Genomic DNA, 17928 nt, shown 5'->3' on the forward strand with positions numbered 1-17928 from the left:
CCCAATTTCGCGCGCTTCGCTTTCGCGCAGACAAAAAAACACCGCCCATTGCTGAGCGGTGTTTTTGCTTAAATAACTTAGGCTTCGCTGGCTGCTTGGCGCGGACCACGACGAGCGTGGAAGTTGCGTTTGCCGCGTGGGCCACCCTTGCCACGGAAACCACCGCCGCCGCCTTTGCCACGGAAGCCGCCACCGCCATTGCCGCGGAACGGTCCGCCACCACCGCCGCCATTGCGACCGCCTTTGCCCTTGCGTTGGAAGCGTTTGCCCTGGCCGGGACGTCCAGCAGTTTGGCGGCGCGCTTCGACCTTGGGCTGGTGAAAGTCGTGGTCATCGTGCGTGACAACCTGCTGCTTGATCAGGCGCTCGACGGCGCGCAGTTCATTGAGGTCGTCGCTGGTGCAGAAGGAGAGGGCCACGCCTTCGGCACCGCCACGGGCGGTGCGGCCGATGCGGTGCACGTAGGCTTCGGGCTCATCCGGCAGGTCGTAGTTGACGACGAGCGTGATATCCTTCACGTCGATGCCGCGTGCGGCAACGTCGGTTGCCACGAGGATGCCCACCTTACCGCGGCGGAAGTTTTCCAGCGCACGTTGGCGCGCGCCTTGGGACTTGTTGCCGTGGATGGCTTCGGAGCGGTGACCAGCGCGGCCGAGGGCCTTGGCAAGCTTGTCCGCGCCGTGCTTAGTGCGGCTGAAAACGAGGGTCAGCTGCTTGCCTTCCTTCTCCTTTTGGTCGTCGAGAAGCTGCTGGAGGAGGAGCATCTTGTCGTCGCGATCGACAAAGCACATGCGGTGGTCTACGGCGTCGGCAGTCTGCTTTTCCGGAGCGATACGAACTTCGGCCGGGTTGTCGAGGATCTCGTTGGCCAGGTCGGTCACGTTCTTGGAGAACGTGGCCGAGAAGAAGAGCGACTGGCGCTCCACCGGTAGCTTGTAAATGATCTTCTTGATGTCGTGGATGAAGCCCATGTCGAGCATGCGGTCGGCTTCGTCGAGCACGAAGAACTCTACGCCATCAAAAGTGAAGTGACCTTGCTCATACAGGTCGAGCAGGCGGCCGGGAGTGGCTACGAGGATGTCTACGCCGCGGCGCAGTGCCTTGATCTGCGGAGTCGCGCCGACGCCGCCATAAACGAGGGCGGTGGAGATGCGCAGATGCTTGCCGTAGGTGTCGAAGCTCTTGCCGACCTGGACTGCGAGTTCGCGGGTCGGGCACAGGATAAGCGCACGGAATTGCTTCTTCACGAGGCGCGCAGGGCCTTCGTGAATCTGGTGCAGAATCGGCAGCGCGAAGGCGGCGGTTTTACCGGTGCCGGTCTGGGCTGAGCCCAGCAAATCACGGCCTTCCAGCAGCGTTGGAATGGCCTGCGCTTGAATCGGAGACGGCGTGGTGTAGTTCTTTTCGCGCAAAGCGCGTTGCAGGGGCTCCGCCAGTGGCAGGGCCTCGAAGGATTGAGTCTCGCTCATATAGGTCTGTCTTGCCCGCAGGCTTTAAAAGCCGAATTAAATTGGCGGGTGCTTTCGATGAAGTGAAGTGATTCTGAAACAATCACTCATCGATGGAGACCGGTTCAGGAGCGTAACCCCACAAAATGCGGCGGTTTTCGGGACAACCCCGAGTAGCTTGCGATGGACAATGGGCATTAAAGTTCGCTTGGCAAGCGTTAATATAAGAGTTTTTTGCCGACTTTAATCTTTTTTCTTTAACCTTTAAACTCCCAGGTCAACTGACCTGGGCTGCCCACTCCGCTTCCTTGAAGCCGACGATGGTCACGCCGTCGCCAATCAGGAACGGGCGCTTCACGAGGTTACCGGTATCCTGCAGGCGGGCAAAGACGTCGCTCGGGCTCAGGTTGGGCAGCTCGTCCTTGATGCCGCTGGTGCGGTAGTCAGCGCTGCTGGTGTTGAGCACCTTTTTGATGTCACCGTCGTAGGCGTCGAGCATGGTCTGGAGCTCGGCGGGGGAAGGCGGCGTATCGCGGATCGGCAAGCGTTCGTAGGCGACGCCTTGGGCGTCGAGCCATTTGCGGGCGTTGCGGCAGGTGGAGCACTTGTCGTATTCGTAAAACTTGAGCATGCGGTGGATTTAAAAAACGCCTCGGTGTTGCGCCAAGCAGAAAGAGGGGCGGCAAGAAAGTCCAATCGCCTTCTGTAACTATTAGTCTGTGCTGTGTGATTTGTTCGTCAGAAATTCCACAATGGCGTGAGAACATGCCTCTGGCTCATCCATGGCGACGAGATGTCCGCATGGTAACCATGCATCCACCTGGTCTGGCGGCGGGATGACGCGGTCTTTTTTGCCATGAATACGCAGCATGCGCGGCTGGGCTTGCAGGCCCTGCCATTGGAAAATAGCGCGGCACATTGCGCGGATGAACGCGGCGTCGCTTTGGGCGAACATCGTGGACAGCTCCATCGGGATTTTTCCCGCAGACATTTGGACAAAGGCAAGCGGTGCGAGATCGATCAACGGGTGTATCCTGGAAAGCAGTCGGTTGACTTCGCTGGGATGCTGAGCGCTGCCCAGAAGGACCAATCCACCGACATTGATTTGGTTGGCAATCTCCGCCGCAATCATGCCTCCGAGCGAAGAACCGCAAACGATGTCGCCCGCAGCAATGTTGTGCTCAGCAATCAAGCGCTTCGCCCAGTCAGGCAGCGTGGCTTCGCCGCGCCATTCCGGCCAGTCATGGAAACTGGCCGAAGCAAGGCTTTGCCACGCGGAGGCGTCATACATCGCAGCCGTGGCCCCCATGCCGGGATAGACATGCAACGTTGCGTTACTCCCGGTATGGTTAGCCATTTTTGCAGTGCAAAAATCTAACGGTGCAGCGGGACGCTGCCTATTCTTTGCTGGTTTTGACTTCGACGACGTCGTGCGGGGAGCTTTCGCGCTGGCCAGCGGGGGAGACGCGGATGTAGCGGGCTCGCTCCTTGTGCTCGGCGAGGTTGCGGGCGCCGAGGTAGCCCATGCCGCTTTGCAGACCACCTGCAAGCTGGTCGAGCACGGCGTCGACGCTGCCAGAAACTTCCTTGAGCGCTTCGATGCCTTCGGCTGCGATCTTGCGATTCTTGTCCTTGCTGGCGTGGCCGTAGCGGGCGGCGCTGCCAGCCTTCATGGCTTCGAGGCTGCCCATGCCGCGGTATTGCTTGTAGAGCTTGCCGTCGATCTCGAGGATCTGGCCTGGCGCTTCACGGCAACCGGCGAGCAAGCTGCCGCACATGACGGCGTCGGCGAGGGTGAGGGCCTTAACGATGTCGCCGCTCTTGGTTATGCCGCCATCGGCAAGGATCTTCACGCCGTATTTTTGCGCGGCTTTGCTGCAGACATAAAGCGCGGTGAGCTGCGGAATGCCCACGCCCGCGACGATGCGGGTAGTGCAAATGGAGCCGGGGCCCTGGCCAACCTTGATCGCGTTGGCACCGGCGTCGGCGAGGAACTTCACGCCCTCGGCGCTGGTGACGTTGCCCGCGATGATGGTTAGGTCTTTAAATTCCTGGCGGATCAGGCTGATGGCCTGGCCAACGCCTTCGCTGTGGCCGTGAGCGGTGGAGATGGCCACCGCGTCGAGGCCCTCGTTGACGAGCGCGCCGACATGCCCGACGATGCGGTCGCGGTCGAGATCGCCCTCGCTGGTGCGCGGAGCGGAGACTGCGGCACCGCAGACAAGGCGGAAAGCTCGGTCGCGCGCGGGCTTTACGTTGGCGCGTTGCTCATCGTTGATGCGCTCAATGTCGCTGAGGGTGAAGAGGCCGTGGAGGCGGTCTTGCTCATCGACGACGAGGAGCTTGTGAATGCCGAGGTGTTCGTTGAAGAACTTGTCGGCGGCGGCAATCGGGTCTTCCTCGATGTCTTTGGTAGAAATCGTGTAAACATCCTTCCGGTCCGTCATGGCCTCGATGACCTTGCGGTCGCGGTAGCGCTCCTTGACGACGCGTCCGGGCAGGAGACCGAGTAGCTTGCCGCTGTCTTCGACGACAGGGAAGGTGCTGAACTTGTAGCCCTTTTCGTCAATGATCGCGAGGACGTCGGCGATGTAGGCCTCCGGGCCGATCTTGATCGGGTCCTGGATCAGGCCGTGGATGTTGTTTTTAACGCGGGCAACTTGCTTGATCTGCTCGCGCTCGCTCATGTTGTAGTGGATGAGTCCCAGGCCGCCGTTGGACGCCATGGAGATGGCCATCGGCGCTTCGGTCACGGTATCCATGTCCGACGAGATAATCGGCAGGGACAAATGCAGGCCGCTAGAGAGCTCCATCTCGGTGATGGTATTGCGCGGTAAAACAGCTGAGTGGCGCGTGGCCAGCGTTACGTCGTCATAGGTCAGCGCGATGCCGGCTTGGGCCGTAAAAAAGTCATCCGCTGCCTTGTAAAATGCTTGGTCGATGGTTTCGCTCATGGCAATGTGTATTGCCGTTGGGGATTATGGGCTCGCACCCTGCCTCGGCAAGTGAAAAGCATTCCTATTTCTGTATGACCCCGCTATCGCATAATCAAGAACTTCAACTCGATTACCGGCTTTACCGTCGGCGTTTCCGTAAACCTTTGGTGACGGCATATGGCGAGTGGGTGGAGCGAGAAGGCGTGGTGATCCGTTTGCAGACATCCGATGGTCGTGTGGGTTATGGCGAAGTGGCACCAATTCCTTGGTTTGATCCTAATGGCAAAGGCCTGCTCGAAGGCAGTACGCTGGTCGAACAGCTGGGTTTGAATGAGTTTGGATCCACGATTCAGCCGACTTGCCTAAGGCAAATTAAGCTTCCGACGCTCCACTGGGGAATGGAGTGTGCGATTACACAACTGGTGGATCCGACCTTACCGGGGGTTCGCGTGCCAGTGGCAGGACTATTGCCCGCTGGGGAGGACGCCTTGGAGACGCTTTCGCAGCAACTGGCATTGGGGCGACGCGCCTACAAATGGAAGATCGGGGTGCTGCCCTGTAAGCAGGAAATTGAACTCGCGAACCAGTTGGTGCCCAAGCTGCCCAAGGGCGTGCGCCTGCGGCTAGATGCCAACGGTAGTCTGACTGACGATGATTACAAGGCCTGGCTTAGCTGGTGTATGGCGCATCGCGAAGTGGTGGATTATCTTGAGCAGCCGTTGGCGGTCGGTCGTGAGCAGGAGATGATGGATCGCGCAGACGGCATGGATGTACCCATCGCGCTCGACGAATCCGTGGTCGGTGTTGAGTCGCTGATTGAGGTCGCAAGGCATTGCCCGGACGCGGTGTTGATCGTGAAGCCATCGCTGTTGGGCTCGCGCGCGCAGTATCTGCGTTGGCGCACGGGGCATCCGCGCCAGCGAGTGGTTTACTCGACTTCTTTTGAAACCGTAATCGGCCTCAAGGCTGTTTGGGAGCTGGCTGCGCTGGATTGGCCGCCTCTGGCACCGGCAGGTCTTGACGCCAGCTCGGCGCTCGAAGACGATGGGCTTTGCCCCATGCGCATTGGCTGGGAGCTGAGCAACGCTGATTGGCCAAACGGACTTGAACACGAAGTATGGGAGCATTTGTAGGTAAGCTAGAGCAGCTGAATTCCCGTCCGTGGCTGGCGTGCCCAGAGCAGCAGGCTGAATTTAACGCGGCCTTTGCTGCCGCGACTGAGGCGCTCAAGGAAAAGGCCGGCCCAGTGGTTATTTGCGAGGTCGATCGTGTGCATTTGCTGGCGGCGGTATTCGCGGCTATGCTGGAGGCGCGCCCGGTGTTTTTAACGAGTCCGGCTTGGGGCGCGCATGAGTGGGCTCAGGCCGAAGCGCAGATTCCCAATGCGGCGAATGTGCTCAAAACGAGTGAAAATACCACCGCCAAGCGCATGTTTACAGGCGAAATGAATGCTCCCGAGGCGGGGGCAGTGCTGGTGCCGACAGGCGGCACCGGTGGGCGGATTAAATTTGCGGTCCACACGGCGGAGACGCTTCTCGCGTCGGTGCGCGGCTACCAGAGCTACTGGGGAGGGACGGTGTTGAATGCCGTTTGCCCGCTGCCTGCGTGCCACATCGGCGGGCTGATGCTCGCGCTGCGGACGGCATTGACCGGTGGTCGGCTCTGGCTCTGTGATGCTCGTTTGGAAGAGGCGGCACCCGTGGGCTTCGACTTAGCGTCGGCGCATTGTTCGGTGGTCGGCGCGCAATTGCGGCGCGTGCTGGATCAGGGGCGGCACTGGCTGACAGATTGTGGTGCGGTGCTGGTCGGCGGCGGCCCGAGCACCGGAGAGTTGGTCAATGATGCGCTCGCGGCAGGCATTTCAATTTACACGGCCTACGGGCTGACCGAGGCTGCGGCGACCGTGGCGTTGTCAAAAGTCGAGCCAGGCAGCGATCCCTTTGCGGGCGAGGTGTTGCCCCATTGGCGGCTGGAGATTACCGACGGGCAAATCCAGCTGAGCGGCGAAGCGCTCTTCCAAGGCTATTGGGGGGAGGCACCACGTGCAGGCGAATTTTGGTCAACGGACGACCGCGGTGCCTTGGCCGATGGTCGGCTGAAAGTGCTGGGCCGCGCCGGACGGTTTGTCATTACCGGTGGGCGTAAGGTGGATGCGAATCTGCTGGAGCAGCGTCTCCTCGCGTGGCCGGAGATTCGCGACGTAATTGCCCTTGGCGTGCCAGATCGGCAATGGGGCGAGGCGCTGACCGTGGTGGCCGTTGCCAGCTGTGACAGCGTTGCGTTGGCGGATAAAGCGCGCGCCGAGCTAGTGCCGGAAATGCGGCCCAAAAATTGGTATCTAATGGACGAAGCGCCTCGCACGGCGCATGGTAAGCCGGATTGGGCTCGGGTCTATTACTTGATAAACAAGACGTAGGAGATGCCCAGAGCAGCTGCAATAAACAGCGTTGCGAACACCTTTAGCACCACGAAGCCGGTCTTGGAAATTTCTAAATCATTGACGCCGACTACACGTCCCACCAATGATTCCCACTTGCTGTGGCTCACAATTAGGAGTTGCACCCCAATGAGAAATAGGATGGTGGGAATGGCGACTTTGATCGACCAGAAGACAATGGGAACTATTTGGTTCATGGAGGGAATTGAGGAGCTGCCTAACACGGCTTAGGCTTGTATCTGAGTCAAGGTATTATGATGTTAATACATCGGCTCAAATAAAATGTTTCTGAACGATATAAGTAAATCACTTCATTTTTTCCATGAAAAACGAAAAAGTTAGCGTAGTTATCCCCGCCCGCCTTGAATCCATGCGATTGCCCGGTAAGGTGTTGCTGGATATTGGCGGCAAGCCGATGCTGCAGTGGGTTTGGGAACGAGCCATGTCCATGGGAAAAGCCGAGGAAGTCGTGATCGCGACCGATTCCGATGAAGTTTTTGCCCGCGCGCAGGCTTGGGGCGCCGTGGCGAAAATGACGCCCAAGGAGTGCCCCAACGGCACTTCCCGAGCTGCGTATTTACTCGATGAACTCAAGGGTGACTTCATCATTAATTTGCAGGGGGATGAACCCTTCATGGAGCCTGAGCTGCTGGATGCGCTGGTGGAAAAACGCGCCGAAGCCGGTGGCGACGTCGTCACGGCGGTGCGCCCGATTCAGGATCAGGTGGAGCTCTTTAACCACAATGTGGTCAAGGTCGCCCGGGGCGGCAACAGCCAGGCGCTGCTCTTCTCGCGTGCCACGATCCCCTTTGTGCGCGATGTGCCGGAGGAGAACTGGCTGGCCACGCGGAAGTTCTGGGCGCATATTGGTGTCTATGGTTACACCCGTGAAGCGCTGACCCGCTACCCGACGCTCTCCGCCGGTGACCTCGAAACCACTGAGAAACTCGAACAGCTGCGCTTCCTGGAGCATGGTTTTTCGATTACCGTAGTGGAGACGAATTACCGCTCCATCGGCGTGGACACCATGGCGGACCTCGAGCGCGCACGTGACATCCTGCTAGCCCGATAAAAACCGCCGACCTGAGCCGACGGTCTTTTCTGGGGGCTATCTACGATAGGAAATTTGCTGGTAGCTATTGGCCGGGGAAGAATCGCAGCGGCACGCTGGCTAGCACGCTGTGGCCGAAGGAGCCCGGGTGGTTGTTCCAATTGTGAAGCTGGGAGTAGGGTGGCATGCCGCGATGCTCCAGGTTGAGCCACTCAGTGTAGGTGTCCGCTAAGCCAACTTGGTGCTTGGCCGCCAGCTTCTTTTGCGCTTTCACGTAGTCGGGCCAGCGTTGGGCGTGGCCGCCGGGCTTCATCGGGTACGGCTCCATGGAGGTCATCAGGATGACTTCGATGCCGGCATCGCGTGCGGCGGTGATGATCTCATCCATATGCTTGGCGTATTGGGCGACGGCCACCTTCGCCCGGCTGCCGTCGGAGGGACCGTCGGCGTCGTTGATGCCCATCATGATGATAAGCAGGTCTGGCTTGGCTGGAAGCACGGTCTCGTTCAGGACTTGCAGGGCAAACTCCGTGCCCTTGCCGCCTTGCCACGCCGCGATCTCGCTGATGTCGGCATCTGGGTAGCGATTTTGGAGTGTGTGTTGAAAACGGCCCCGCCAGTGCTGGGTGTCGTCCTTCCACCACAGGCCGGCTTCGGCGCCGAGGGTGAGGCTGTCGCCCATGTAGGCTATGGTCACGGGCTTACCCGCATCGAGCTTGGCGCGGGTCTTGGCCACTGAGTTCGGGTTGAACGGTGCCACTGGATCGATGGTTTGAATGGGCAACACCAAGTCAGCACTCAGTGGCGCTGAGGCCTGTTGCCAGGGGGCGACATAGATGCCGGCCAGCGGCGCGCATCCGGCGTCGGGCTTGGGCAGGTGAGGGCACACAAAGCGCGAGTTGCCCTGCTTGATGGAGACCTTGCCCTGCGCGTTGACCTGCACGAGATCAAGGCGCTGGAGGACTTCGATGTAATTGACCTTTAACTTGCCTTGGCCAGGCTGGCCGAGGCGGTTCTTTAGATTGGCGATCTGGCCGGAGTTTTCGAAGAGTAGATAATCCTGCCCGGCAGTGTAAGTCGTGGCACCGTCTTCGCTGGTGACGAAAATGGACTCAGGCGGATACTGACGATAGGGCACGCCAAGCATCGGCACGCCGTGTTCGTCATTACGCTCGGAGAAGGTGATGGCGCCATATGTCTGCTTCTTAGGATTTTCCCTAGGCCAGGGCAGCCAAGCGTCCCAGTATTTCTCGTGATTGTCCGGTGTGGTGAAGATACCGCTTTTCTCGATGGCAACGGGTGCGGCCACGGTCAACTCGACAGGCTGTACGGTGATCGTTTTACCGCCCAACTCCACGGTTCCGGTGCCGACAGAGACTGAAAGGGGAGCACTGCCGGGCTGAATCGTGGGCACCGAGGCAAAGACCGTAGCGGAGGCTGCAAGCATGGCAAAAATAGCGGCCCGAAGGCGGTTTATCTTTGGGGTGGAGATCATGCAGCAAGGGTTGGATATATGCACTAGCGAGGCAAGTCCTAAAGCTCGAATCAGTTGATCGATTGAACGGCTGAGGCATGAAACCCCACTTCTTAAGCTCGACATATATTAGATTTCATTTTGAAACCTTAACCTAACGCTTCTGATTCCCCTAATTGCCTAAATCTCTACATGACTAAGTCTGCTGCGTCTTCCGACGACTCATCTTGCCTGCGCCAACGCATTGGCCTCATTGCTGGCCCCCTCGTATTCTTCATCGTGCTGCTCATTCCCACGCCGGAAGGCATGTCGATCGAGGGGCAGCGCGTAGCCGCTGTGGCGGCGCTGATGGCGATCTGGTGGATCAGCGAGGCCATTCCGATTCCCGCCACGAGTCTGCTGCCGATGGTGCTCTTTCCGACGCTTAGGGTGATGTCCTCGCAGGAGTCCACGGCGCCTTATGCCGACCACTTGATCTACCTCTTCATGGGGGGCTTTGTAATCGCGCTCGCCATGCAGCGCTGGAATCTGCACCGACGTATTGCGCTGGTGATTATTCACCTGATCGGGTTTTCGCCCAGCCGGCTGGTGCTTGGCTTCATGGTGGCGACGGCGGCGCTGTCGGCCTTTGTTTCCAACACCGCAACGGCGGTCATGATGATGCCTATCGGCATGGCGATTATTTCGCAGGCCACCGATGAAATTGCCCTGCTCAAGCTCAGCGTGCCCGAGAAGTCTATTGAGAATTTTGGCACCAACCTGATGCTCGGCATTGCCTACGCGGCGTCTATCGGCGGTATCGCGACCATCATTGGCACGCCGCCCAACACCGTGCTCGCCGGCTACCTTTCGAAGACCTACCACTACGAGATTTCGTTCCTCAAATGGATGGCCGTGGGCGTGCCGCTGGTGGTGATTTTTATTCCGCTGTGCTGGGTATGGCTGACCCGTTTTGCCAACCCGATGAAGGGACTCGCGCTGCCCAACAGCGACGACTTGATCAAGGAAGAGCTGGCGAAGCTCGGGCCCATGGGCAAGGGCGAACGCTACGCGCTCATTATCTTTGCGGTAACGGCAACTTGCTGGATCGCCCGCACTTGGGTTGCCGAGTGGTTCCCCGCGACGAATATGATCAAGGATTCCACCATCGCCATTGCCGGCGCCATTACGATGTTCCTCATCCCCGTGGACATCAAGAAGCGCGAGTTTGTCATGAACTGGGAGTGGGCGGTGAAGCTGCCTTGGAGCGTGCTCGTGCTTTTTGGCGGCGGCCTCGCGCTGGCGCAGGGTTTCAAGGTGTCCGGTCTAACCGCCTGGACGGTCGATCAAGTTTCCTTCCTCGAGACGATGCCCATCCTAATCATCATCATGGGCCTAGCGGCGCTGGTCACCTTCCTCACCGAAATGACGTCCAACACCGCGACGACCACGCTGCTGATGCCGGTGCTCGCGGGCGTGGCAATTGGCATCGGGCAGAGCCCGTTGATCCTGCTTGCGCCAGCGGCGATGTCGGCTTCGTGCGCGTTCATGCTACCAGTGGCCACGCCGCCGAATGCGATCGTATTTGGGTCAGGCCGGGTGACGATTCCACAGATGGTCAGGAGCGGTTTCGCGCTCAACGTGATGGGCATCTTCATCATCACGGCGCTGATTTATTTCGTGATGGTTCCAGTCTTCGACGTAGTCCTCAACGAATTGCCGACCTGGGCCATTGTCGAGTAACACTTTGCATCGCAAAGTTTGTGGGGGCGCGTTTGTTGACTTTGCACAACCGCCACATTCCGTTCACGGAAACGTTGCTTTTTTTGTTTTGCAGGTGGTGGGTTAGCTTGCGATTGCCAACGGATGATCGCTCCACTGTTTCCCCGGGCAGCATGCATGGCTGTCATTTTTCTGTACGCTAAGGCTACGTTGGTTCAGGCCGCGCAGTTCGGCGACTTTACTTACGATACAAATTTCGGTGAGGCGATCATCACGGGATACACCGGCGTCGGCGGCGAGGTGACGATCCCCGAATCGATCAACGGGCAAAGCGTGACGGAGATCGATGTCGGCGCCTTTGCCGGGCAGGGGAGCATAACGGCGCTGACCCTGCCGTCCGCGTTGTTGTTTATTCGCGCTGAAGCATTTGAATACTGCACGGGGCTGTCCAACGTCACGATTCCCGGTGGCGTGCTTGAAGTCGGTGAGTATGCTTTTGCCGGCTGTTCCAACTTGTCGGAGGTCACGTTTGAGTCCGGCGTGTCGCTGTTGTTAGAAGCCGCGTTCTTCGGTTGTGCGCTGGAGCGTGTGGTCCTGCCGGCGACGATTGATTTTATCGACCCTGGTGTCTTCGCCGACAATGTGCAACTGCGCGACATTTACTTTTTGGGCGATGCGCCCATGCTCGATAGTAATGCTTTGGGTGTGGCGGGCACGGCGTATTATTTCACCGACGCTACAGGCTTTGCATCGCAAAGTTGGACCTACGCGCCGGGCTATAGCATTGCCACGGTCGACCTCGGCGAGCTGGATCGCGCAAAGGCATGGCTGCTCAGTTCTCACTTAGACTACGCTGATTTCTTACAGTATCCCGAGCGTGCACCACAGCCGGTTGCGTTGAGTTATGCGTTTAACACTGCGCCGTATAAACCGCTGGATTTTTATCCCGCATTGAGCTCCGATGGCCTCTATTTTGAAATCCGCTACTACGCCAATCAAGATGGCGTGAGTTACCAGCCGCGCGCTTCGGGGGACTTGCTGGATTGGTCCACCGAGGGCGTTGTCATCGAGGCAATGGACTCCGACGGTTATCGCACCGCGAGTGTGCTTTTCGCCGGTGGTACACTGTTTTTTGACATCCAAGTTACGGTTTTACCTTAGCGTCACAGGGTGCTGCTTGGTGGTTATAATGTAATGAGTGGCCGCGACCCCTGATGATTAAAAGGAGTTCACTTTCCCTTAACATTGCGTTACTAAATCTTAACCACTCGTAACCTGAAGTGTGGTTGACCGATTGAAGGATAGGGTCCTTTGAATACCCCCCGCAGAAGTCATTTGGCTTTTGGTTCAAACTCCCTACTCATGAAAATTCTATCGACTGCACTTTTTTCCGGGCTGTCCCTGACGGCCTTTGCGCTGCCTTCGTTGCACGCGCAAGCAGCGGATTCCGAGCCGACGTTGACGATTAACGCCGAGGACGGATTGACCGTTTTTGTAAATGACATCGGCGAGGCCTATGATCTCGCAGGCATCACGATTGCTCTCGAAAATACCACTGGCGGCGCACAAGGTGAAGTCCGCGTGGAAGACTTAACGATCTTCATCGCGCTCTCCGCTGAGAAGCCTTCTTTCACCTTTGGCGAAGGCTCTACGCTGCCGGCCGGCGGTAAAATCGAAGTCACTGCTTCGGGCGCCGTGGTGCTCAGCACGAACTACACGGGCTACACGGCCACCGTTGGTTCCAGCGCCACGCCGCGCTCCGCTGATGCGCCGAGCAAGACCCCGCGCATCGGCGCGACCAGCTACACGCTGCAAGTGCTCCACGCTTCCGACCTCGAAGGCGGCGTCGACGCAATTGGCCGCGCGCCGAATTTTGCGGCGATCGCTCAGTTCTGCGAAGAAAACCCCGGCAGCGCCGACGGCACGATCATTCTTTCCGCAGGTGACAACATCATTCCCGGTCCGTTCTTTAGCGCCTCCAGTGACTTCTCCCTCGAAGACGATCTGCGCGACGCCTACGAAGCGCTCTTCGGCATCTCGCTGACCGACGCCATCGAAGGCAGCGAAATCGAAACCCGCAATGGCGCGATCGATATCACGATCATGAACATCATCGGGTTCGATGCATCGGCGCTTGGCAACCACGAGTTTGACCTCGGTTCCGAAACACTCCGTGACCTGATCGAAGAAGAGTTCGACAACGACCGCATCGACGATCCGTCGAACATCGTGGGCCCGGAAATCGAATGGCCCGGCACCACGTTCCCGTATCTCTCGGCCAACCTCGACTTCTCGGCCGACTCCGACTTGAGTGGTGTCTACGTGGGCGACATCCTCGATGGCAACGACTTCGCTTTCGATCCGCTTGATCTGAACAAGTTCCCGCAGAGCCAATACAACTCCACCAAGATCGGCAAGGCCGCCATCATCAACGTCGACGGTGAGCGCATCGGTGTGGTCGGCGCGACGACTCAGCGCTTGAACATCATCTCTTCGCCCAGCGGCACGGTCGTGATTGGCGCGCAGGACAACGACATGACGTTGCTTGCCAGCCAGCTTCAACCGGTAGTTGACCAAGTCCTCCTTGGCCTCGACGGCGCGGCGGAAACCAGCGACGATGTGAACAAGGTCATCATCGTTTCGCACCTCCAGCAGATCTCGCTGGAAGAACAACTCGCAGCCTTGATGAGCAATGTCGACGTGATCATTGCCGGTGGTTCGGATACGCTTCTCGCCGACAGCAACGACGTGCTCCGTAGCGGTGATGTCGCCGAAGATGTTTACCCGGTGCAGGTCAACGACCTCGACGGCAACACCACGTTGATCGTCAGCACTGACGGTGAATACAGCTACCTCGGCCGCCTCAATGTCCCGTTCGACAGCGATGGCCTCGTGGTCGTTTCTGATCTCGACGACACCGTTAACGGCCCGCTCGCTTCCACTGACTCTGTAGTGCAAAGTCTCTGGGGCAACCTTACCGCTCCTTTCGCCGCTGGCGAAAATGGCGCACTCGTTAAGGCGCTCGTCGATCAAGTTGAAGGCATCGTGCTTGCGCAGGATGGCAACATCTACGGCTACACTTCGCAATACCTCGATGGTGAGCGCGGCAGCGTTCGCACTGAAGAAACCAACCTCGGCAATCTCTCCGCCGACGCCAACCTCTGGAAGGCTCAGCAGATTGATTCGACGGTGGTCATCTCCCTCAAAAACGGTGGCGGCATCCGCACGCCGATTGGCGAAGTCGACGGCATCACCGGTGAGCTTCTGCCGCCGCAGGGCAACCCCGCAGCCGAGAAACCTAAGGGCGCGATCTCCGAGCTCGACGTCGCCAACGTGCTTCGTTTCAACAACGGCCTCGTGACCTTCACGCTCTCCGGCGCCGACCTGCTCGAAGTGTTGCAATACGCGGTGTCCCGCAGCTTTGGTGACCGCACCGAAGGCCGCTTCCCACAAGTCGGCGGTCTGCAGTTCGCCTTCTACCCGGTGGAAGACATCAATGAAAACGGCGAGTTCGACGAAGGCACGGACACCCCGGCTGCCATCCGCTCCATCGCCCTCATGGGCCTCGACGGCCGCGTGACCCGCCTCATCTACGAAGACGGCGCATTCGTCGACAGTGCTGAGACTGAAGAGTTCAAAGTTGTCACGCTCGACTTCCTCGCTGGCGGCGGTGACGGCTATCCGTTCCCGGACTTGGCCCTCGACCTCGTCGACCTCGATATCGGTGAAGTTGAAGCTATCGAAGAATACCTCGGTATGTTCTTTGGCACGGCTGCGCTCGCCTACGGTGAGCAGGAAATGGACCCTTCGCAAGACGCCCGCGTGCAAAACCTCGGCTGGCGCTATGACTCCGTGGGCAACGACATTCCGGTCGCCGCTCCCGGCGCACTTCGCCTGACTCCGGTTGCTACCTTCAACTCCGGTCTCTTCGACGAGTCCGGCGCTGAGATCGTCGCTTACCACGCTGGCACGGAGCGCCTCTTCGTGGTCAGCAGCGCTTCCGGCGAAGCCATCATCCGCGTCCTCGACGCCAGTGACGCAGCTTCCGGCAATCTGCCGCAGATCGACTCCATCCCAGCGCCACAAGCTGGCTTTGAGCCCAACAGCGTAGACACCTTTACCGGCCCGCTCGGTGACGCAGTCGCCGTTGCTTGGTCCGATGAAAACGGTGTTGCCGGTCGTGGCGTTGTCACGCTCTACAACCCGTCAACGCTCTCCATGATCGGCAGCCCGATCACCGCAGGCTATTTGCCGGATATGCTCACCTTCACCAAGGACGGCAGCCAGCTCGTCGTGGCAAACGAAGGTGAGATGGTGGGCGAAGACAACCCGGAAGGCTCTGTTTCGATCATCGACTTCAGCGGCAGCTACGCCGTGGCAACCCACACCGAAGTGACCTTCGAGCGTTGGAATCGCCGTGAAGATGTGCTCCGTGCCCGCGGTGTTCTGATGACGCAAATCGATGTCGGTCTCGCCGACACGGTTGCTCAGGACCTTGAGCCGGAATACATCGCACTGGCGCCTTCGGGCGACGTTGCCTGGGTCAGCTTGCAGGAAGCCAACGCCGTCGCCATCGTCGACCTCAAGCGTTACGCGATCCGCAACATCCTCTCACTCGGCACGATCAACTACGCCAGCATCCCGCTCGACGCCAGTGACCGCGATGAAGGCGAAGACGACGAGCCGATCAACGTCACCGTCGAGCCCGGCCTCTACGGCCTGCCGCAGCCGGACTCGATCGCGTTCGTCGAATACAATGGCATGAGCTACCTGCTCACCGCGAACGAAGGTGACGCCCGCGACTACGAAGAACTCCGCTTCAAGGACATCGGTGACGCCGGCGAAACGACCTACGTCTTCGATCCGTCCGTGGCCGATGTGCTTATCCCGCTGCAGGAAGACGACCAGCTTGGCCGCCTCGAAATCAACCTGGTCGCTTCCGACCTCGACCGCGATGGCGACATCGATACGCCGGTTGTCTTCGGTGGCCGTTCCATGTCGGTTTACGAAGCTCCGGTGGTCGGCCGCTTCCGCGCAGTTGGCGGCACCAGCGCCAATGGCAATAACGACCTCGACGAGTTCACCGCGTCGCTCTTCTCCACGGTCTTCCACTCCAATAACGACGACAACGATTCCCTCGAGTCCCGCTCCGACGCGAAGGGCGTTGAGCCGGAAGCGCTGACCGTTGCCACGATTGGCGAGAAGACCTTCGCGTTCCTTGGCCTTGAGCGCCAAAGCGCGCTCATGGTTTATGACGTCACCGATCCGCGCACGCCGATCTTCCACGCCTACATCAGCAACCGCGACTACTCCGTGGACGCCGATACGGAAGCAGCCGGCGACCTCGGCCCGGAAGGCATCGAGTTCATCGCCGCCGAAGATTCTCCGCTGGGCGTTCCCACCATCGCGGTGGCCAACGAAGTCAGCGGCACGGTCACGCTCTACAGCATCGAGTTCGGCATCTAAGCCTACTACTCTTGGGCGCGGGGTCGGCCGCAAAACCGTCTCCGCGCCACACCTTTAATTTCCACAGCATTCCATACCTATGAAAAACATTTTGCTCCTTGCGGCGGCTGCCTTGGCCGCGCCCCTGGCGTCGGCTGGCTTGCTCCAGCTCGATCCGATTACGGGAAGCTTCGATACCGGTCCGCTTGCGGGCACGGGCATCACCGGTTTTATCGTGGTGGAGGACAACGGGCTGACGTCCGGCACGGCGGACACCAATCCGCTCACGATCAACGATGGAACCATCGAAGATCTCGGCTTTCAGTTCACCACCACCGAGCTGGTTTACTTCGACCTCTACGACGACCTCGATCCGTTCATCACCTACGATATGGGGATGATCACCGGCATCGATTACTTCGGCTCCAGCTTCGATGGCAGCTTCCTCGACATTACATACGACGCCTACCAACCGGACCTCGCATCCGGCATCGCAATCCAGTTCGAAGACAGCCTGGGTAACATTTCCACTGGCACACTCAGCCTGCCCGTGAATGTCCCCGAGCCCTCGACTTACGCGCTGATGGTCGGCCTCGCCACGCTCACGCTGGCCTACGTCCGCCGCCGCAAGTAACCACGCGACGCGCTAGCTTCTACCGATTTACCAAGCCGCCCGGTCGCGTAACGCCGGGCGGTTTTTATTTGTGGGGACGCTAAGAGTCGGTGACCGTCATGGAGCACCATCAGTCGCGGAATGAAGTGGCAACTATCTCGTCCGGTTGTATGCTTTCATTCTACCTCTTTGTAAACATAGGAGAGGCTTTCGCCTGTGATAGTAAACTCGAATTGCATGTGAGAAGCAAAGAGCGGCGCAATTTGGTTTAGACCATTATTATACTCAAGAAGTTCGATCTCATCAATTCCTCGACCGATGCTGATAGTGAAAAATTTGATGTCTCCTTCATCTCTGAACGTTCTTGTTTCTCCCTTTTTCATTATCCCAGACATTCCTCCAGTCTTGATGTAAGCTTCGTCGAGAGGTCCAGCGTATAGCACTTGGATATCGTAGCGACTTGTTGTGAGGGAGGGGATTGAAAGGTAAACGGCCAATGTGACAATAGGAAGCAGTGAGAGCGCTTTCAAAAACAGTCCTGTTTTGGTAGATTTTTTGAAGGCACAGAATATGCAGAAAATATTTGTGACTACAAAAACGACAACAATTGTTAGATGTAGGAAAGCTAACTCCATTCCCTCCGGGCCATCTGAGCCAAATATCTCTTCCGCGAAGTAGAGTGTCGCGAGAAGAATAACGCACGTGGCTAAGAGAATTTTGACAATCATTTTGAAAATGAAGGTGCGCGGATTCCAACATCTAGCGAATAAAAGTGCGGATGGCTCCAATAGGCTTGAGCATGGCGGTTTCCTACAACCAAGAT

The 17928-nt window shown here is 58.5% G+C and carries 14 protein-coding genes; 7 read left to right on the forward strand and 7 right to left on the reverse strand.

Annotated elements, in window-relative coordinates:
• Positions 1-77: 77 nt before the first annotated feature.
• From RBB62_RS12955 to guaB, 4 genes are all read right to left on the reverse strand, one after another.
• The gene (locus RBB62_RS12955; protein ID WP_309399331.1) at positions 78-1469 is read right to left on the reverse strand and encodes a DEAD/DEAH box helicase; all 1392 of its coding nucleotides are present in this window, start codon (positions 1467-1469) and stop codon (positions 78-80) included.
• A 256-nt stretch (positions 1470-1725) separates the two neighbouring features.
• Positions 1726-2079, reverse strand: coding sequence for a Spx/MgsR family RNA polymerase-binding regulatory protein (locus RBB62_RS12960; protein ID WP_309399332.1), 354 nt, complete (start codon positions 2077-2079; stop codon positions 1726-1728).
• An 81-nt stretch (positions 2080-2160) separates the two neighbouring features.
• A complete protein-coding gene (locus tag RBB62_RS12965; protein WP_309399333.1) occupies positions 2161-2805 on the reverse strand; it encodes an alpha/beta fold hydrolase in 645 nt (214 codons plus the stop codon).
• Positions 2806-2845: 40 nt separating this feature from the next.
• Positions 2846-4402: an IMP dehydrogenase gene (guaB, locus tag RBB62_RS12970; RefSeq protein WP_309399334.1), complete on the reverse strand. Its 1557-nt coding sequence runs from the start codon at positions 4400-4402 to the stop codon at positions 2846-2848.
• Positions 4403-4476: 74 nt separating this feature from the next.
• On the opposite strand from guaB, the gene menC reads away from it, so the two are divergent.
• Positions 4477-5517: an o-succinylbenzoate synthase gene (gene menC / locus RBB62_RS12975; RefSeq protein WP_309399335.1), complete on the forward strand. Its 1041-nt coding sequence runs from the start codon at positions 4477-4479 to the stop codon at positions 5515-5517.
• Positions 5502-6800, forward strand: a complete 1299-nt coding sequence (locus RBB62_RS12980; RefSeq protein WP_309399337.1) for an AMP-binding protein — start codon at positions 5502-5504, stop codon at positions 6798-6800. Before menC ends, RBB62_RS12980 begins: the two co-directional genes overlap by 16 nt.
• Here RBB62_RS12980 and RBB62_RS12985 read toward each other — a convergent pair.
• Complete coding sequence (locus tag RBB62_RS12985) at positions 6779-7018, reverse strand: hypothetical protein (RefSeq protein ID WP_309399338.1); 240 nt, start codon at positions 7016-7018, stop codon at positions 6779-6781. The two genes, RBB62_RS12980 and RBB62_RS12985, sit on opposite strands and share 22 nt — an antisense overlap.
• Before the next feature lie 125 nt (positions 7019-7143).
• Here RBB62_RS12985 and kdsB point away from each other — a divergent pair, with 125 nt between their 5' ends.
• Positions 7144-7893, forward strand: coding sequence for a 3-deoxy-manno-octulosonate cytidylyltransferase (kdsB, locus tag RBB62_RS12990; RefSeq protein ID WP_309399339.1), 750 nt, complete (start codon positions 7144-7146; stop codon positions 7891-7893).
• Positions 7894-7957: 64 nt separating this feature from the next.
• Here kdsB and RBB62_RS12995 read toward each other — a convergent pair whose 3' ends face one another.
• Positions 7958-9319: an SGNH/GDSL hydrolase family protein gene (locus RBB62_RS12995; protein WP_309399340.1), complete on the reverse strand. Its 1362-nt coding sequence runs from the start codon at positions 9317-9319 to the stop codon at positions 7958-7960.
• Positions 9320-9538: 219 nt separating this feature from the next.
• Here RBB62_RS12995 and RBB62_RS13000 point away from each other — a divergent pair, with 219 nt between their 5' ends.
• The 4 genes from RBB62_RS13000 (at position 9539) to RBB62_RS13015 (ending at position 17126) form a co-directional block, all read left to right on the forward strand.
• Entirely contained in the window at positions 9539-11068 is a 1530-nt protein-coding gene (locus RBB62_RS13000) for an SLC13 family permease (RefSeq protein ID WP_309399342.1), read from the forward strand.
• 156 nt (positions 11069-11224) lie between these two features.
• Positions 11225-12208 (forward strand): leucine-rich repeat domain-containing protein, encoded by a 984-nt coding sequence (locus tag RBB62_RS13005; RefSeq protein WP_309399343.1) that lies wholly within the window; start codon positions 11225-11227, stop codon positions 12206-12208.
• A 201-nt stretch (positions 12209-12409) separates the two neighbouring features.
• Positions 12410-16513: a choice-of-anchor I family protein gene (locus RBB62_RS13010; RefSeq protein WP_309399345.1), complete on the forward strand. Its 4104-nt coding sequence runs from the start codon at positions 12410-12412 to the stop codon at positions 16511-16513.
• A 79-nt stretch (positions 16514-16592) separates the two neighbouring features.
• Positions 16593-17126 (forward strand): PEP-CTERM sorting domain-containing protein, encoded by a 534-nt coding sequence (locus tag RBB62_RS13015; protein WP_309399346.1) that lies wholly within the window; start codon positions 16593-16595, stop codon positions 17124-17126.
• 155 nt (positions 17127-17281) lie between these two features.
• Here the strand turns inward: RBB62_RS13015 and RBB62_RS13020 are convergent, their stop codons facing one another.
• On the reverse strand, positions 17282-17833 hold the full coding sequence (locus RBB62_RS13020; RefSeq protein WP_309399347.1) for a hypothetical protein: 552 nt from the start codon (positions 17831-17833) through the stop codon (positions 17282-17284).
• Positions 17834-17928: the final 95 nt, after the last annotated feature.

It is taken from the genome of Cerasicoccus maritimus, assembly GCA_031296935.1.
GTDB classification, from domain to species: Bacteria; Verrucomicrobiota; Verrucomicrobiia; order Opitutales; family Cerasicoccaceae; genus Cerasicoccus; species Cerasicoccus maritimus.

Bases quoted from the DNA above. Each gene is read 5' to 3' on its own strand.
- RBB62_RS12965 (WP_309399333.1), bottom strand. From the start codon at position 2,805: ATGGCTAACCATACCGGGAGTAACGCAACGTTGCATGTCTATCCCGGC.
- RBB62_RS13010 (WP_309399345.1), top strand. From the start codon at position 12,410: ATGAAAATTCTATCGACTGCACTTTTTTCCGGGCTGTCCCTGACGGCC.
- kdsB (WP_309399339.1), top strand. From the start codon at position 7,144: ATGAAAAACGAAAAAGTTAGCGTAGTTATCCCCGCCCGCCTTGAATCC.
- RBB62_RS13020 (WP_309399347.1), bottom strand. From the start codon at position 17,833: ATGATTGTCAAAATTCTCTTAGCCACGTGCGTTATTCTTCTCGCGACA.
- RBB62_RS13000 (WP_309399342.1), top strand. From the start codon at position 9,539: ATGACTAAGTCTGCTGCGTCTTCCGACGACTCATCTTGCCTGCGCCAA.
- RBB62_RS13005 (WP_309399343.1), top strand. From the start codon at position 11,225: ATGGCTGTCATTTTTCTGTACGCTAAGGCTACGTTGGTTCAGGCCGCG.
- RBB62_RS12980 (WP_309399337.1), top strand. From the start codon at position 5,502: ATGGGAGCATTTGTAGGTAAGCTAGAGCAGCTGAATTCCCGTCCGTGG.
- RBB62_RS12995 (WP_309399340.1), bottom strand. From the start codon at position 9,319: ATGCTTGCAGCCTCCGCTACGGTCTTTGCCTCGGTGCCCACGATTCAG.
- RBB62_RS13015 (WP_309399346.1), top strand. From the start codon at position 16,593: ATGAAAAACATTTTGCTCCTTGCGGCGGCTGCCTTGGCCGCGCCCCTG.
- RBB62_RS12985 (WP_309399338.1), bottom strand. From the start codon at position 7,018: ATGAACCAAATAGTTCCCATTGTCTTCTGGTCGATCAAAGTCGCCATT.
- RBB62_RS12960 (WP_309399332.1), bottom strand. From the start codon at position 2,079: ATGCTCAAGTTTTACGAATACGACAAGTGCTCCACCTGCCGCAACGCC.
- RBB62_RS12955 (WP_309399331.1), bottom strand. From the start codon at position 1,469: ATGAGCGAGACTCAATCCTTCGAGGCCCTGCCACTGGCGGAGCCCCTG.
- guaB (WP_309399334.1), bottom strand. From the start codon at position 4,402: ATGAGCGAAACCATCGACCAAGCATTTTACAAGGCAGCGGATGACTTT.
- menC (WP_309399335.1), top strand. From the start codon at position 4,477: ATGACCCCGCTATCGCATAATCAAGAACTTCAACTCGATTACCGGCTT.